Below are 16,234 nucleotides of genomic sequence, written 5' to 3'. Positions count from 1 at the left end.
TATATACAACAAGGGAGTGGATTGAAAGATGGAGTTTGTTTTATATCTTATGCTGATCATATTGTTCACCAAAGTAGCTGGTGATCTATCTGTGCGGCTTGGGCAACCAGCTGTGCTAGGTAAGCTTATTGTGGGAATCATACTGGGGCCTGCGGTACTGGGCTGGGTTCAGGATGGAGAGTTTATTCATTATATCTCTGAGATCGGTGTTCTACTGTTAATGTTCATAGCGGGGCTTGAGACGGATCTGGATCAATTGCGCAAGAACTGGAAATCAGCTTTTGCAGTAGCCGTCGGTGGAATTATATTACCCTTTTTGGGTGGGTTCGCCTTAGGAGAAATGTTTGGTTTTGCTTATCATAATGCTTTGTTTATGGGCGTTATTCTTAGTGCAACATCGGTCAGCATATCGGTGCAGGTGTTAAAAGATATGAATAAGCTGAACACACGTGAAGGCTCTACAATTCTGGGGGCTGCCGTAGTAGATGATATTCTAGTTGTTATTTTGCTCGCTGTTCTGATGAGCTTTTTTGGTACAGGTACAGACGTTTCTATTGGTCTTTTAATTGGGAAAAAGGTGTTGTTCTTTGCCGTAGCGATTATTGCCGGCTGGTTCATTGTTCCTCGGGTCATGAAATGGATGGCTCCGTTGAAGGTGACAGAGGCGATTATTTCAGCAGCGTTAATGATTTGTTTCGCATTCGCCTATTTTGCTGAAATCATGGGGATGGCAGGAATCATTGGTGCCTTTGCGGCTGGGATTGCTATCTCGCAAACTTCCTTTAAGCACACGGTAGAATCCAAGCTCGAGCCGATTGCTTATTCGATTTTTGTGCCGGTCTTTTTTGTAAGTATCGGACTTAGTGTTTCCTTTGAAGGAGTAGGCAGTCAAATAGGCTTCGTGATCTTGCTTACGGTTGTTGCCATTCTGACCAAGCTGTTTGGTGGCGGTCTGGGTGCGCGTCTTACAGGCTTTGATAACCACTCGTCTGCCATTATTGGGTCTGGGATGATTTCACGGGGGGAAGTTGCGTTGATCATTGCCGCCACAGGGCTGCAAAGCGGCTTGTTACAGCAACAGTATTTTACTTCGGTCATTATTGTTGTCATTGTAACTACACTTGTAACGCCGCCACTATTGAAATTTATGTTCCGTGATCCAGTACGTGCGGAAGGGAAATAAACCATAACAAAAGGGAGTCCTGTTGGTCATTTATATGGCTAACGGGGCTCTTTTTTTATGCTCACGTTCCAGTTGCCATCATCAAGAAAAAGGACGGGGATCTGTCTACAGAAGGGGAAAGTTCCCCGTCTTAAGACTGAGTACGAAACCAGCCGTAGGGCTGTTTTGAGTTCAGCCAAAAATGACTAAACTAAATCTCGGGATGGAAATTAATACATAATCAAACAGACATAAGGGGAGTGCCAGAAATCATGTGGAGTGGAAGGGGAAAAAGAAAATGAAATGGTTAACAAAATGGTCGTTCGGTAACAAGGCTGCGGTGGGGCTTTTAGTAGTCATGGCTCTTGTGGTGGGAGGGATGAGCTACACTTCGCTACCGATGGAATTTATGCCAGAGGCGGATAATCCTCAAGTGACTGTAACTGTGCTGGGTCCTGGCCAGGATACACATGCTATGGAGACTAATGTAACGAAGCCGATAGAAGCTGGAGCAGCTTTTGTGAAAGGGAAGAAGGAAATACTGTCCACTTCCGGAGACGGATATGCGCAGGTAAATATTTTTTATGATTCGAAAACGAATATGAAGGATGCTGCGCAGGAGGTTCAGAAGGTCGTCGATTCATTGAAGTTCCCGGAAGGGGTAATGGCTCCTTTTGTACTTCAGTTGAATACCTCCATGATTCCTGTATCACAGGTTACTCTTGCTTTTGACGACGGCCTGACTAAAGAGAATCTTAAGCTTGCGGAAGAAACTATCATTCCAGAGATGCAAAAAGCTGAAGGGGTGGCGAACGTTGCTTTATATGGTAAGGTAACTCCGCAGGTCAGCGTTAAGCTGGACCCGAAATTAATGGCTGAGAAGGGAGTCACGACTCCACAAGTATTAGGTTTACTTCAAGGACGTAATGTATCGGCATCCCTTGGGGAGCAAACGATTGGTGGGCAGACCGGCAATGTTAACGTAGTTTCTACGATAGATAGTATGGATACTTTGAAAAAGCTTCCTGTATCTGCGGGCGTTAAGCTACAGGATATCGCTGCTGTCGAATTGAAGCAGGATCAGGAAAGTGTCAGCCGTTCGAACGGGAAAGACGTTCTATTCGCCATAGTGACCAAAGAGGCTAATGCGAATGCAGTCAGTGTCGGAGATAACATTCAGGCTGCCGTAAATCATATTAATACAACCATTCCTAATGCAGAAGCAGCAGTGGTATTCAGTACATCGGATATGGTAGTTAGCTCGGTGAACAGTATGATGCGTGAGGTATTGCTAGGTGCATTATTTGCGACGATTGTGATTCTGTTGTTCCTGCGTAACCTGCGGGCTACTCTGATTACGGCAGTATCCATCCCACTTTCGTTAGCAGTCACCTTATATCTGCTGAATATTTCCGGCATAAGCTTGAATATCATTACACTCGGGGGAGTCGCGGTTGCGGTAGGCCGTTTGGTCGATGATAGTATCGTGGTGATTGAGAACATTTACCGTAGGCTGCAAAAAGAACCCTTTTCCCGTGAAATGATTATTAGTGCAACTGGGGAAGTGGCTAGAGCGATTACCTCATCAACCATTGCTACCGTAGCAGTATTTCTGCCGATGGGTCTCTTGCGTGGTAGTTTGCAAGCTTTCTTACTGCCGTTTGCTTTAACAGTGACCTATTCATTGCTTACTTCACTCGTAGTAGCTTTGACGGTTGTTCCTCTTTTAAGCTCATGGCTGCTGAGAAGGACATCAATGAAAGTACATGAACCTTCTAAATGGTTTATCCGCTTTCTGGACTGGAATCTTCGCCGTAAATGGGTTAGCTTATCGTTGGGTCTCCTGCTTCTGATTGGCTCCATTGCTGCTTATGTGACTATGCCAAAAGGGGCACTCGATGCATCAGATGCCAGCTATGTTTCTGTTCAGATGAATTATCCGAAGGATGTTCCTGTCAAAGATATTTTGGAAAAGGGAAAGCAGTTAGAACAAGATTTGATGAAGCAGCCACAAGCAGAAACGGTAATCATGCAATCAGGCAATAGTGCGGACGCCGCTAAGTGGGGGAATGTTACCTCTGAAACCTTAGTGGACTATACCGTTGTTATGAAAAAAGGTGCAGATGCTCAGGCTTTTATTGATCATGTTCGTGAGGTAAAAGATTCATACACTGGAGCAACGCTTGTTGCCAACCAAATGAGTATGATGGGATCCAGCTCTACCAGCGAATATATTGATATTGTTGGAGATAATCTTACGGATATTACTACTGTAGCAACAGAAGTTACCGCTAAGCTGAAGACCGTAGAGGGGATTCAAAAAGTCAGCAGCAATATGGAGGATACGAAACCTGTATTTTCCTTTAAGGTAGATCCGGCGCAAAGCAATGCGCAGGAGATTTCGATGCAGCTGTCAGCGATGCTTAATCCAATTCCAATGGGGCAAATTGAGCTCGATGGTGATGCAGCAGGTGTAGTGTTAGATCCTATGGTTCAGCCGCAAACGGAGCAGGATTTAAAAGCACTGACGCTCATGACGGCTGAGGGGCCGAAGCCACTGTCTCAGCTCGCAACTTATGAGGTTCGGAATGAGCCTGCAATGTTGTTCCATAAAGATGGGAAGCCGTATGTACGAATTACAGCAGAGGTTGATCCGAAGAAGGTATCTGAGATCGGTGCGAATATTAAAAAAGAAACCGATAGTCTTACACTTCCGAAAGGCGTGACCTTATTTGCAGGCGGAGCGTCAGTTGATCAGTCAGAGGATTTCAACGACCTGGGTATGACGGCATTAATCTCCATCGGGTTGGTGTATCTGATCATGGTACTCACCTTTAAAACCCTTCGGGCTCCACTGGCGATTATGTTCTCCTTGCCACTAGCGGCGATTGGTGCAATTGTTGGACTTATCGTGTCCGGTGTAACGCCTGACTTCACTGCTCTGTTCGGGGCGTTGATGTTAATAGGTATTGTTGTTACGAATGCCATTGTGCTCATTGACCGGATTAAGCAAAATGAAGCCAATATGAGTATTCACGAGGCTATTCTAGAAGCTGCCGGAACACGGATGCGTCCGATTCTCATGACGGCGATTGCCACCATTTGCGCCATGACACCGCTGCTGTTCGGCCATGCCGAGATGGGCAGCATCGTCTCGCAAAGCTTGGCGATTGTGGTCATTGGCGGCTTAACCGCAGCAACACTGCTTACGCTGATTGTAGTGCCGGCGATTTACGAGTTGTTCTACTTCCGTAAATCGGCAAAAGAGCGTAAAGGAGCAGAAAAAACTAATGCTCCAGCGCTTTAAATAGGCAAACGGCAAGCCTCCGGGTTAATGGGGCTTGCCGTTTTTATGTTTTGTTACAAATCCTTATAATTATGGAATCAGCTTGTCTAAACTAATAGCCAAAACTTTGTTTAGGAAAGGCTGAAAGGCGCTTTGCCAGATTGCAATATCCCCCCCTGAAATAAATATTTATTTTTTAATTTTAAATATTGCTATTTTCACAACAATGTACAGAGCATTTAACATAATTATTAAGAAAGATATTATTGGAAATATTCTATTTACCGCAGAAAATGCCAATATAAATAATGAAAACAAAAGTAAAAATGGAATAGACTTTGTATACTTTCTACTGAAAATCCCTACTAAACTCTTGATGGAATTCATTCCTTTCAGGGTAGCAGATATAAATATGTTGAGCATGATTTCTCGCTAGTCTAAGATTCCATTGTGAAATTTTTTTCTAATCAACGAATATCCTTATTTTCATAGAAAAAATGGATTTCGTATATATTCTAGGTAGGATATAGACAAGTGGTAATTGTTATGCTCTATTCTTTTTTTACGAAATTCCAAGAATACAGGACAGGTGAAAAGTTCTTATCAAATAATCGGCCATAGAAAAATAACCCAAACAATGTTATTTCAATTCTTACTAATCTCCCATAACCCTAACTAATTATGTCATTGTTTTCCTTTGGATGGAGTGCTATGCTCTGTTTAATAAATACCATTAGTTAGGAGAATCGACTGTTTGAATATTCTTGAATGCGAACGAGCTTGGTTTACAGTAGATGATGTAGATAAAAAATCTAATAATTCCTTGTGTGAATTTTACCAACCCTGGAGTAACCTCAAAACAGAAAAATCCTTTTCTATAGAAGAGCTGGTTCCCTACGAGATTTTAATTGAAGTATTACATTCAGAATTGGCGAAAGTAATGGAATTTCTCTTATTGCCCTTTGTCTTTTTCTTAACAGATCAAGCCGGCAATATTATTAATATTGTCAGTCCATTCGAAACGTTTCAGGAGAAAGTAGATCATTATGGAATTAGGAGTGGAACTAATCTTTCGAAGCAAATCTCTGGAGTGAATGCAGTTTCTTTAGCGATGGAGGTTGAGTCAATTGCAGTAGTGCGTGGAGAAGAGCATAGTATGCCAATGTTTAAAGAGTGGAATTGTGTATGCGCTCCTATAATGATAAATGATTGTATATGTGGATATATAGACATCTCATTTGAAGCCGAGAGGCAACTTGGTTTTTCGATTCTCTTTATTAAACAATTATCCGAAAAGATTGTGTTGAAGTTGAAGGAACGAAGCCCGAAGTTAATTGAGTACATATTTCAGGAGAAGTGTGATTTGTATCGATTATCCCCTAGAGAGAGAGAGGTAGCGTATCACTGGGCACTAAGAAAAGGGGCGCTGCAAATTTCCAACGACCTTAATGTGAAAGAGGGAACTGTGCGGAATATCGTTAAGAGTATTTACAGTAAGATGAATATCAGCGAGAGATGGGAATTGATTGAAAGATTGGCCATTGTGGTCCCAACTATTTAGGAACTGTTCTATATCCGTATCAGCCAGAGAACGTAGGGGAAGCGGGTAAGATTGAGCTCCGGCGCTTTAGATAAGCAAACGGCAAGCCTCCGGGTTAATGGGGCTTGCCGTTTTTTTGTTTTGTTACAAATCCTTATAATTATGGAGTTAACTTGTCTACACTAATCGGATAGGTCTGATCCAGCATCCATTTGCCTGCTTTGGATTTCTTCAGCGTTGTGACAGAGGTGGAGCGGTTATCCTGAAACTCAGGACCCTTAAGCTTGATGCTCGTCTGAACCATATATACGGCTGCGGTATCCTGGGTATAATGAATGATTTTGGCAGATTCCAGAGTGAACTTTAGATCATAGACTGTGAAAATTTGGCTGAAGAGCTGTTTGGTTTGTTCGAGAGCAGGGGACTCAGGATCAATAGTAGATAGCACACCTTGAATATTCTCTGCATTGGTATAGTCCAAGTTGCTCTTAAGCACAGCTAATATATCCGTTTCATCCGACTTCGTCACAGCTGGCTTAGCGTTCAGCAGTTTATCTGGGAGTATATATTGTACGCCTTTAATCTGCAGGTTGTTGATTTTCCAGTCTTCAGTGCTGGCAGTACGCGTTAAGCTATAAATATATTCAGAGGTATTGTCTAAGGTGAATGGACCGCTGAGGTGTGTAGTCGTTTCAACGGTGTGAACCGTAGCCTCTGTGGGTTGAAGGCTGATAACCTCTAATTGATCAAGTGAAGTGGTCAGATCGTATTGTTCCATTTGGCTCTTAATCTGTGGCCCGATGACCACAAGAGGAGACTTGCTATCGATTAGGCTCATGAACCCTTCATAATTCTCATTGTTGGTATAGGTTACGTATTTTTCAAAAAAAGCATTGATTTCCTGCGGGTTTATCTGGTTAGTCTTGCCTGTAATGGTTACTGTCTTCGAGTGTGCATTCCAGGAGACTTCATTACCTGTAGCCTCCCCAACGAAGCGCAGCGGAATGTAAGTGGAATTATTGATGAGCTTAGGGGCAACAGAAAGTTGGGTTATTACACCATTGACGCTGGCCTGCTTGCTGCCTAGTTGCAGTGTAATCGTAAGCCCTTCCTTAGTACCCGTTATGGTACCTGTGGTTTGATTCCAATCGATTGAAAGTCCTAGTTTTTCAAAAACCGGGCGAAAAGGAACGACAATTGTACCATTATCATTGAAGGGAGCCTGTCCCTTCAGTGCGAGCTGTTGCTGATTGATCTGAATGGAGATTGGCTTCTCTGCGGCATGGACAGGCCAGGCGATAGCGGTAGAAAGAAGAGTTGCTGCGATTAGGCTAGATATGGTTTTCATCTTGTGATATCTCCTTTGGGTTATGAATGATAAATTAATGGTTATTAGAGGATAACTCCACTAAGAGCCAAAGTAACTTTTGCTTGGAATAAACCGTACTTTACTTTTTGCTTATCGAATTGCCGATTTAAGTTTAGTAAATCCAGCTTGTCCTGATCTGCCTGAGCCGCTGAGATTAACCCGCTATTTAGGAGAGTATCATTATCCTGGGAGACGCGTACGAGTTCCAATTGCTGCTCTTTTAGTTCTGAATATTCAAAATCAATTTCATTTGCTTCCGGCTTATAACTAGCCAGTTTTTCTTCGAGTTGTTGTTGTACTATATTTTTGTGTGCAATCTGGCTAGACCATAGGACTGAATAATAAGTGATGAGTTCAGCATCGGAAGCTTTAGCTGCGTCAAGATTATCTTTGGCGAGTGTGATACGTGCATCTTCTTCGCGTAAATCATAATTACTAGAGAGGCTAATTACTGTATTACAATTCACAGGCTCTGGTGTACTGGAAATGACATCATCTAGAAGGACTTCTGAATAGGATGATAATCCTAACTCAAGCTTAAATTGTTCTAACTGAGCTTCATAACTTCGAAGGTTACGTTCAAAAATAGATTTTTGTACTATGTTTTTACGATTAAAATCGTCCAAACTTCTCTTAGACAGAAGACCATGCTCATAGGACCGCAAGGTATCCTCAGACTGTTGAAACCAATATTGGCTTTCTTGTTTGTCATATTCAATCGTTTTTTTTAGAGAAGAGAGTTGATAATATTTCTGCACAGCATAGTAGCGGATGAGGGCTTCTGTTTTTTGAAGTCGTAACTGATTAATTACTTTATCTGTTTCTAATGTGCGTAACTGGTCACGAAATTCCTTAAGCTGCGCTGTTTTAGTCTCTTGATTGTAACTGTTTTGGCTTTCATTCTGAGCGCTAACCCATTGATTCAGAGATGTGTTAATCATAATTTGAATGAGAATGGATTGATTGACCCCTGCCTGTTCTTCTTCACTTAAATCAGCGTAACCAGGAATACTATTGATAAAAATATCAGGATTTACTGGCAGCAGCCCGCTGGTTGTGACTACATTTTTTTGCTCCAACTTTTTCTCTTCAGATGATACATATGAAAATTTGGAATCCGTTTCTGCAATATTCCATTGTGAGAGCTTGATATCTACATAGTTAGTTAATGCTAGCTGGATTGCTTCTTCCATGGAAAGCGATTTTATTGCGCTGGATACCTGCGTATCAGCATAAACTGTAATGGAATGCGGCAATAGGAGTAATAAGAAGGAGAGTATCAAGAGAGCTGATTTCTTTAACATTTAGCTAGCAACCTCACTATTCCTTTAAGTTGATTTTTTCAAGAACAAAATCAATGATCTTCTTGGAGTCGGTAATAACAGAGGCTTGCGCTATCATCCCTACACGAAGCTCTCCACGTTCACCTCTGCGATTAACAAGTGGGTCATTGGATATCGTTGCCTCCACCAGATAGTAGCTTAGACCGTCTTGCTGAATAATTGAATCTGTGCTGATAGATGTAATCGTACCTTTTTGGGAACCAAAATTTTGTTTAGGAAAGGCTGAAAAGCTGAAATCAACTTTATTGCCAATCGCTATTTTTCCTGCTTCAGCATTAGGTACAGCGATGCTCATTTTATATTTTGACTCGTTGCTAGGTATAATGGAGATCAAGGCTTCGCCGGATTGTACCATGTCCCCGATGCTGGTTTCTTTTAAAATATTAATGGTCCCGGAAATTGGTGCTATGAGCAGTCTTTTGTCTCGTTCAAGCTCAAGTCCCTTAACAGCCTCTTGCAGCGTAATTAAGGTTCTTTTATTTTCTTCTATTGCTGAATGAATCTGTACAATACGGTCAAGTTTCAGTTTTTTCAATGAGGTTGCTTCAGATGAACGGTTAAGTTTCTCTTGATTCAGTAGATCATTTTGCTGCTCAGCCAGCTGTTTCTTTTGCATTTCTAAAGTTTTTCGTTCTGAAACTGATGGATCGTGCCCATTTTTTAGCAAATCGAGGCTGACCTCTATCTCAACCAATTGCTGATTGTAATTGGTGATATTGCTTTCTGAGCTGAGCACGGCTTCGGTTTGGAATTGGTTGATTTGCAAATATGAACTTTCATATTGATGCTGTTCATCTGTAATCTGGGATTGAGGCACAAGGCGGTCCCCCAAGCTGAGCGAACGATTATAGATTTCTTTTTTCTCAGCAGATTGTTTAGACAGTTGGACATATTTAATTTGGTATGTATTATATTGTTCCGTCCGTTTGGTATCTTCAATTGGAAGAAGATTTTGATTCTCTTTGATGGATTGCACAAGCAATTTCTCGTTTGCAATTTCAACATTTAGCAGTTTCTTTTTTCGTTCCAATTCAATTTTATTCTGAAGAGATTTATCCGAACTAGATTCGGCACTAAAGGTAGCAGAATCTTGCAAGCCTATATTCTCGTGAATGGCAGCTGTAAGCTGATCCTGGGTTCCTTGAAAGGTCTGCTGCTGCTGGCTGTATTCAAGGAGAAATTGTTCTACCATGTCATAATAGTAACCCTCATCTGCACGTTCAGAAGAAAACTGATTATCTAAATTGCTAATGCTTTGTTTATACAGCCCGAGATAGTGCAGTTTCTTAGTGAGCTTATTGATTTCTGAATTACGATTTGATAATTCTATATCAAGTTCTTTATGCTCAAAGGAAATTAACTGCTCGCCCTGCTTAATTTGCATCCCTTCATGGACATATACCTGTTCCACTTTTCCCATAGATGAAGTCTGAATGGTACTGACTTTTTCATTGGGTCTAACTACAGCAGAGGCTTTGGCAACTTCATCGATCTGGCCAAAATAGGACCAGACTAACGCAGCCCCCAATAGAATGAATAAGATAAGTATGAAAATGGAAATCACAGGACTGGTCTTGGATTCCATGATTTCTCTGCTATCTGTCATTTCTGATAAGTTATGTATTTGTGCGCTCATACAAGAGACACCTCGCCTACTCCTGCGGCATATTGATGGTTATGTTCTTGTTTTTGTTCAACTCCAGGGAGTTGATCTTTCCACAATTCATAGTACTTTTCACGGTAATCCAGAAGCTCCTGATGAGTTCCATGCTCAATAATCCGTCCTTGATCCATGACATAAATCCGATCACAACGCATGATTGTACTCAACCGGTGAGCGATAATAATCGTAGTCATGTCTTCAAAAGCATTAATCGTCTCCGATACAGCCTTCTCCGTTGTAGAATCCAGATTACTAGTGGCTTCATCCATTATAAGAATATCGGGCTGTTTAAGAACTGCCCTGGCGATAGCTAGTCGCTGCTTCTGTCCCCCGGAAAGGTTAGTAGCATTTTCTTCTAACAAAGTGTTGTAGCGGAGTGGAAGCTGATTAATGAATTCGTGTGCCTGTGCGGTCTGGCAGGCCGAAACAATTTGTTCCAGATCCGTATCCTGATTGACACCCAGACATAAATTTTCCCGGATTGTTCCGCTAAAAAAGAAAGTATCCTGTGATATATATGCGATTCGCTGTCTCAAGCTATCTAAATGAATATCTTTAATATTGTAGTTGTTAATTAAGATATCGCCTTTTTCATGTTGGTAAAATTGCATGATCAATTTGATCAGGGTGGTTTTACCCGAGCCGCTCTCACCGACAAAGGCGACTTTCTCGCCCTGTCTAAGTCTCAAATCAATATCATGAAGTACAAGGGAACGTGTACCATATCTGAAGCTGACACGATCAAATCTAATATCACCTTTTAATGAAGCAGGTTGAATCTTCTTGTCCTCATCCTCAAGCTTCTCCGCTTCTAAGTCGAGTATTTCCCCCAATCGGTCCGCCGCTACAACAGCTGTTTGCAGGGTAGGCTGGAGATTGATGAGATTTTGAATAGGTTCAAGGAAGTAAGCAAGTAATGAGTTATAAGTGATAAGTTGACCCATGGTCATATTTCCTTTTATTACTTGATTACCACCTACCCAGAGGATTGCTACACCTCCAAGCAACTGAACCACACCTTTTAGCGAGCCTTGTATATTATTGAAAATACCAAAGCTGAACACGGATTTCAGAAACGTGATGAATTTCTGTTCCGTCTCAAAGCCAACTTTAGACTCCGCATGGTAGGCTTTGACCGTCTCGATACCGTCTATGGATTCAACGATGTAGGAGGTAAGTTGGGCGTTTTTCTCCATTTGTTCACGGTTTAACCGGTCGAATGGCTTGTGGAATCCCCACACTAACGCTAGATACAAAGGAACCAGCAGCACAGTTACACCAAATAAAAGGGCACTCTGCGAATAAAGAATGATTCCCCCCGCAATAACCATGATAATATCGATCATGATGGTTAGGGTTGCGCTGGAGATGGCATCCCGTACCTTAGAGGCATCCATAAGTCTTGAGATGATTTCCCCCGTCTTGCGAGTACCAAAAAAGTTCATGGGTAGCTTCAACACATGATGGTAATAGCCGAGAATTAGCGAAATATCAAGCTTTTGGCTCAATGTTAGTAGAATGTGACTACGAAAAGCGTTCAATAAAACTTTGAATAGATATAGAATGATTACTCCAATGGATACTATATTCAGAGTCTTCTTTAAGCCAAAAGGAAGAATCTCATCTAGCAGAAATTGAAAATAAAAGGCTGATAATATACCTAATATTGTATAGAGCATGGATGTCAAAAAAATTCCTAGTAGCATTCTTCTCTGAGGAATAAGTAAACCAAAAAAACGAGTGAATAAACCCTTGGACTCACCGCCCTTTTTGAACTGAGGGGTAGGAACCATTAATATGAGAACACCGGTCCAGATTTTAAAGAAGTCTTCTGGTGTATATTTAACAATGCCCTTCGCAGGATCCGAAACGACAACTGTTTTTTTTGTGATTTTATGAATAACAACGTAATGCAATAAAGTTTGGTCTATGACCACATGAGCAATAGCCGGAAGGGGGAAATCTTCGAAGAATGCCTCGTGAGTCCCTTTTACAGCCTTGGCAGTGAATCCTAATTTTTCAGCAGCTTTAACAAGGCCATAGGCGCTGGTACCCATTTTATCGGTTCCCGACATCTCGCGAATTTTAGTTATAGGATAGTTGAGACCATAGTTTTTACTTATAGTGGCGAGACAGGCAGCCCCGCAGTCTTTAATATCTTGTTGTTTGACACATTGGTATTTAGTGAATGCCATATAATCCTCCGAAAAGCAATTATTAAATGATGATTTTATATTGTGACCTGTGCTATACAATGAATCATTTATCTTTGTTGCTCATGTAAAATGCAATGAAAAATCCGATCAGGCCTAACGCCACTAATCCTACGCTTAATAAAATATCTCCAGATCTATTGTCACTTCGAATAATACCTTTTGAAGTTAACATATCTAATATGACTAAAGAAAAATAGATGAAAGCATAAATAAAAACTGCTATAAATGTCTTGTTTTTATTTTTCTTATATATATATATACCTGTTAGAAAAATTAAGAAATTCATTATAAACCATTGGGATGGGAGGATTATATTAGGTCTTACAATTAATAAGAATGATATTACTAGCCCTAAAGTAATGTCTATTCTAATTAGATACGATATTAATTTATCTATTTTCAAAAAAATCACTCGCAATCTATTTATGATTATTCTCTTCTTTTATAGAAGAAAAGATGGAGACATATCCATCTGAAGATGAATGTCTCCATCAAAATTTAGAATGAAGTACCCACTAAATATCCGGCAGCCACTGTACCACTTATGTAGACAACTGCGGCTGTGGCTGTTACTGGTGCGGCAGCAACAGCAGACATGATTGTAACCATACCTAACACTCCTGCACCTACCTTGGCCCAATCAACGCCACCATCAATATTGATACTATCTTCAAGTGTAAGTTCTGAAAAACTAGGGGCATATGAAAGCATTTAATTCCTCACTCCTTATAACAGATATTTAATGTTTTAGTCCGCTACCAGTAAGATATCCAGATACTATTGATCCACCCACTGCCATAATCGCAGTAGGAATCGTTACTGGTGCTGTGGTAACAGCGGCTACCACGGTTACCATTCCCAAGACTCCATAAGCAACATTATCCCAATTTATACCTCCGGAAATCTCCATCGTTTCAATGTTGGACAATGTTGAAAATTGACTATTAAGACTCAGTTCCATTCTATTCACCTCCTTTCGAGATAGACGAGTTTTGACTAGTTAAAGAAGACTAGGATTGATGCCAATACAAATATCTATTTTTATATTTTCACTAGTACCTTCAGATAAGTTTATATTATATGCGGATGTTATTTGATGTAGATTGTTTTGAGAGATATATTTGACTAAAAATTCATAAGCAGAATTGATGCCATTCATTTTACCTTCATACATCAAGCAAATTGCATTTATTAACTTGAATTCTTGCTTATATATAAAAGGGGGATTTTTTTTAATTTCTCCTTTTACTGGTACCATAATCTCAAAATCCACCATCTCTATGCCATTATTTCGGGATACAGAATGAGTAGAAGTGATTAAAGGACCATTCTTTTGGAGGTTATAGTTGTTTAGTGAAAGGATAAATTCGTTTAGTTTATGATGTAAACAACTGGAAGGAATAGTGTTGCGATATGAGACTAAATTAAAATACTGGAATGTTTGTTTTTCATTAATTTTATACAATTCCACTGTGTTATCTCCTTAGAGGTTTCTTTTTTCTATGACTTAAGGCACATTGAATAGAAGAGAGTGTAAGGATAATTATTAATAATAAATGGGGCATCTAGCGGTTATTTAAGTTCTACAAATGTAATTATGGTCTTTATAACAAAGTTTGAAAATATCCCCCATTGGATATTTACTAATATGAATAAATATGTTAATAGTTGGTTGAATCTTCAATGTTTAAATATATAATGGTATCATTTTACATTATAAATGATGGAAATCAGGAGGAGTTGGAATTGACAGTAACATACGATCAGACAAAACTTTGGTGTTCAGCTGAAGATCTAAAAAAGGAACAAATGGATTCTATCTCTTCATTGGGTAAAGTCAAAAGTTCAAAGGCCCCACAAAGAACGAGTGCGCACTCTTTTGAGGAGATTGGCCAGGAATCTATTTATCACGAGGCAATGATTCTTTCCCTACATAACGAGATGATTAAAATTAGTAAGTATATATCGGTAGATTTTGCGGCTTTTCTAACAGATGATATGGGGGGAATTCTCGATCTGTATTTCTCTTCAGTACATATAAAAGAAGAATTTGAGCAGGAATAAGAGTTGGGAAGAGTTTTGCCAAACAGGATTTCGGGCTAAATGGTGTTTCACTTTCTATGGAAATGAATTCTATTGGAGTAGTTAAAGGGAGCGAACATACGAATTCTATATTTTCTAATTGGAACTGTGTATGTTCTCCTCTCTACTCAGATGGTGTTATAAGAGGCTATGTAGATATTTCTTTCTACAAAGGACTGCAAATCGAATTTGCTATTCCATTTATGCAACAGATAGCTGAAAACGTTACCGAGAAATGGATGTGGAGTAACCCTGAGATGCAGTTACTTAGACTAGAGTTTAGTTTTGAACAATTCAACTTGACTGCCCGAGAAAAAGAGGTGGCTCAAATGTGGTTATGTGAAAAAAGTGCATTGCGTATTTCTAACGAGTTGGGAATTAGTGAAGGTACAGTTAGAAATGTAGTGAAGAGCATATATAACAAAATGAATGTAACTGACCGTTGGCAGTTCACTAAGAAACTTTCATTTAATCCCGTACATAATCCAGAACTTCTGTATGTAAAATAGCATTTTTTAATATGAGAAAAGGAGACCACGTGTTAAGTGGTCTCCTTTATTTAGTGCGCCCAGCCGATAGTTATGGATTTCGTCCGAAAAGACAAGGGCATGATGCGGTAAGGAAAGCCAGAGTATTCATGAAAGAGGGATATCGATTCGTAGTCGATCTAGACTTGGAGAAATTCTTTGATCGCATCAACCATGACCGACTGATGATGAAGATTTCGGCTAAAGTGAAGGACAAGAAAGTTCTCCTGCTGATTCGTAAATATCCTCAGTCAGGTGTGATGGAGAACGGGCTAGTAAATACGACAACAGAAGGGACACCGCAAGGTGGTCCACTCAGTCCGTTGTTATCTAACATCGTTTTGGACGAGCTCGACAAGGAACTCGAGAAAAGTGGACACCGCTTCGTCCGTTATGCGGACGACTGTAACATCTATGTGAAAACACTAAGAGCAGGAGAGCGAGTGAAGGCATCCGTCACCAGATTCATTGAGACAAGACTAAAACTAAAGGTGAACCAAGCGAAGAGTGCGGTGGACCGCCCATGGAGACGGAAATTTCTTGGGTTTTGCTTTAGTAGCGATAAAGAGCCCAAGGTGAGGATAGCAAAACAGTCCTTGCAGAAAGCGAAGGCTCGAATTCGGGAGATAACGTCCCGGAAGAAAGCGATGCGAACGGAAGAGCGAATCCAGGAGCTCAATCGATACTTGATGGGATGGCACGGATATTTCTCGCTGGCGGATACGCCAAGTGCCTTTAAAGCGATGGATATGTGGATTCGAAGGAGATTGCGAATGTGTCTCTGGAAGCAATGGAAGAACCCGAGAACCAAAGTCAAAAGGCTTATATCCTTAGGCGTGCCTAAGGATATAAGCCTTTTGAGTGGGGAAATACTCGGAAAGGGTATTGGCGAATTGCAGGGAGTCCAATTCTGCAACGTGCATTGAATAACCAATATTGGGAATCCAATGGATTAAAGAGTGTATTGGACAGATACAACTCCTTACGGAAAACCGCCGTATACCGAACGGTACGTACGGTGGTGTGAGAGGCCGGGGGCTCGCCGC

At 40.7% G+C, this 16,234-nt stretch carries 12 protein-coding genes and 1 pseudogene; 6 read left to right on the top strand and 7 right to left on the bottom strand.

The annotated features are described in order from the left end of the window. The first annotated feature begins 28 nt into the window (after positions 1 to 28). The 3 genes from NYE72_RS28175 (at position 29) to NYE72_RS28165 (ending at position 6,009) form a co-directional block, all read left to right on the top strand. A complete protein-coding gene (locus NYE72_RS28175; RefSeq protein ID WP_076123814.1) occupies positions 29 to 1,183 on the top strand; it encodes a cation:proton antiporter in 1,155 nt (384 codons plus the stop codon). Positions 1,184 to 1,460: 277 nt separating this feature from the next. Then, positions 1,461 to 4,469 (top strand): efflux RND transporter permease subunit, encoded by a 3,009-nt coding sequence (locus tag NYE72_RS28170; RefSeq protein WP_076179813.1) that lies wholly within the window; start codon positions 1,461 to 1,463, stop codon positions 4,467 to 4,469. Positions 4,470 to 5,202: 733 nt separating this feature from the next. Next, a complete protein-coding gene (locus NYE72_RS28165; RefSeq protein ID WP_076179814.1) occupies positions 5,203 to 6,009 on the top strand; it encodes a helix-turn-helix transcriptional regulator in 807 nt (268 codons plus the stop codon). A 139-nt stretch (positions 6,010 to 6,148) separates the two neighbouring features. Here the strand turns inward: NYE72_RS28165 and NYE72_RS28160 are convergent, their stop codons facing one another. The 7 genes from NYE72_RS28160 to NYE72_RS28130 all read right to left on the bottom strand — a co-directional run bounded on the left by NYE72_RS28160 (position 6,149) and on the right by NYE72_RS28130 (position 14,050). Beyond that, a complete protein-coding gene (locus NYE72_RS28160; protein WP_076179815.1) occupies positions 6,149 to 7,336 on the bottom strand; it encodes a copper amine oxidase N-terminal domain-containing protein in 1,188 nt (395 codons plus the stop codon). 44 nt (positions 7,337 to 7,380) lie between these two features. Continuing rightward, positions 7,381 to 8,661 (bottom strand): hypothetical protein, encoded by a 1,281-nt coding sequence (locus NYE72_RS28155; protein ID WP_076179816.1) that lies wholly within the window; start codon positions 8,659 to 8,661, stop codon positions 7,381 to 7,383. A gap of 16 nt (positions 8,662 to 8,677) precedes the next feature. After that, complete coding sequence (locus NYE72_RS28150) at positions 8,678 to 10,336, bottom strand: HlyD family efflux transporter periplasmic adaptor subunit (protein ID WP_076220104.1); 1,659 nt, start codon at positions 10,334 to 10,336, stop codon at positions 8,678 to 8,680. Further along, positions 10,333 to 12,558: a peptidase domain-containing ABC transporter gene (locus tag NYE72_RS28145; protein ID WP_076123804.1), complete on the bottom strand. Its 2,226-nt coding sequence runs from the start codon at positions 12,556 to 12,558 to the stop codon at positions 10,333 to 10,335. The genes NYE72_RS28150 and NYE72_RS28145 overlap by 4 nt, the downstream gene beginning before the upstream one ends. A 519-nt stretch (positions 12,559 to 13,077) precedes the next feature. Further along, positions 13,078 to 13,290 carry a hypothetical protein gene (locus tag NYE72_RS28140; RefSeq protein ID WP_076123801.1) on the bottom strand — a complete coding sequence of 71 codons (213 nt, stop codon included), beginning with the start codon at positions 13,288 to 13,290 and terminating at the stop codon, positions 13,078 to 13,080. 28 nt (positions 13,291 to 13,318) lie between these two features. After that, positions 13,319 to 13,540, bottom strand: coding sequence for a hypothetical protein (locus tag NYE72_RS28135; RefSeq protein ID WP_076123799.1), 222 nt, complete (start codon positions 13,538 to 13,540; stop codon positions 13,319 to 13,321). Between the two features lie 39 nt (positions 13,541 to 13,579). Then, entirely contained in the window at positions 13,580 to 14,050 is a 471-nt protein-coding gene (locus tag NYE72_RS28130; RefSeq protein WP_076123797.1) for a hypothetical protein, read from the bottom strand. A 275-nt stretch (positions 14,051 to 14,325) separates the two neighbouring features. Between NYE72_RS28130 and NYE72_RS28125 the strand changes: the two genes are divergently transcribed. The 3 genes and pseudogenes from NYE72_RS28125 to NYE72_RS28115 form a co-directional block, all read left to right on the top strand. Further along, positions 14,326 to 14,643, top strand: coding sequence for a hypothetical protein (locus NYE72_RS28125; protein WP_339210917.1), 318 nt, complete (start codon positions 14,326 to 14,328; stop codon positions 14,641 to 14,643). 56 nt (positions 14,644 to 14,699) lie between these two features. Continuing rightward, on the top strand, positions 14,700 to 15,170 hold the full coding sequence (locus NYE72_RS28120) for a helix-turn-helix transcriptional regulator (RefSeq protein ID WP_339210915.1): 471 nt from the start codon (positions 14,700 to 14,702) through the stop codon (positions 15,168 to 15,170). A 68-nt stretch (positions 15,171 to 15,238) separates the two neighbouring features. Next, positions 15,239 to 16,215, top strand: a pseudogene (locus NYE72_RS28115) (reverse transcriptase domain-containing protein); the annotation flags it as partial. Positions 16,216 to 16,234 lie beyond the last annotated feature (19 nt).

The sequence above is a fragment of the Paenibacillus sp. FSL L8-0333 genome (assembly GCF_037965665.1).
Taxonomy (GTDB): Bacteria; Bacillota; Bacilli; order Paenibacillales; family Paenibacillaceae; genus Paenibacillus_AQ; species Paenibacillus_AQ odorifer.
This window is presented reverse-complemented; position numbering and strand designations above follow the sequence as displayed.

Coding starts and splice junctions, on each gene's coding strand:
- NYE72_RS28175 (WP_076123814.1), top strand. CDS start 29: ATGGAGTTTGTTTTATATCTTATGCTGATCATATTGTTCACCAAAGTA.
- NYE72_RS28170 (WP_076179813.1), top strand. CDS start 1,461: ATGAAATGGTTAACAAAATGGTCGTTCGGTAACAAGGCTGCGGTGGGG.
- NYE72_RS28160 (WP_076179815.1), bottom strand. CDS start 7,336: ATGAAAACCATATCTAGCCTAATCGCAGCAACTCTTCTTTCTACCGCT.
- NYE72_RS28155 (WP_076179816.1), bottom strand. CDS start 8,661: ATGTTAAAGAAATCAGCTCTCTTGATACTCTCCTTCTTATTACTCCTA.
- NYE72_RS28150 (WP_076220104.1), bottom strand. CDS start 10,336: ATGAGCGCACAAATACATAACTTATCAGAAATGACAGATAGCAGAGAA.
- NYE72_RS28145 (WP_076123804.1), bottom strand. CDS start 12,558: ATGGCATTCACTAAATACCAATGTGTCAAACAACAAGATATTAAAGAC.
- NYE72_RS28140 (WP_076123801.1), bottom strand. CDS start 13,290: ATGCTTTCATATGCCCCTAGTTTTTCAGAACTTACACTTGAAGATAGT.
- NYE72_RS28135 (WP_076123799.1), bottom strand. CDS start 13,540: ATGGAACTGAGTCTTAATAGTCAATTTTCAACATTGTCCAACATTGAA.
- NYE72_RS28120 (WP_339210915.1), top strand. CDS start 14,700: ATGGAAATGAATTCTATTGGAGTAGTTAAAGGGAGCGAACATACGAAT.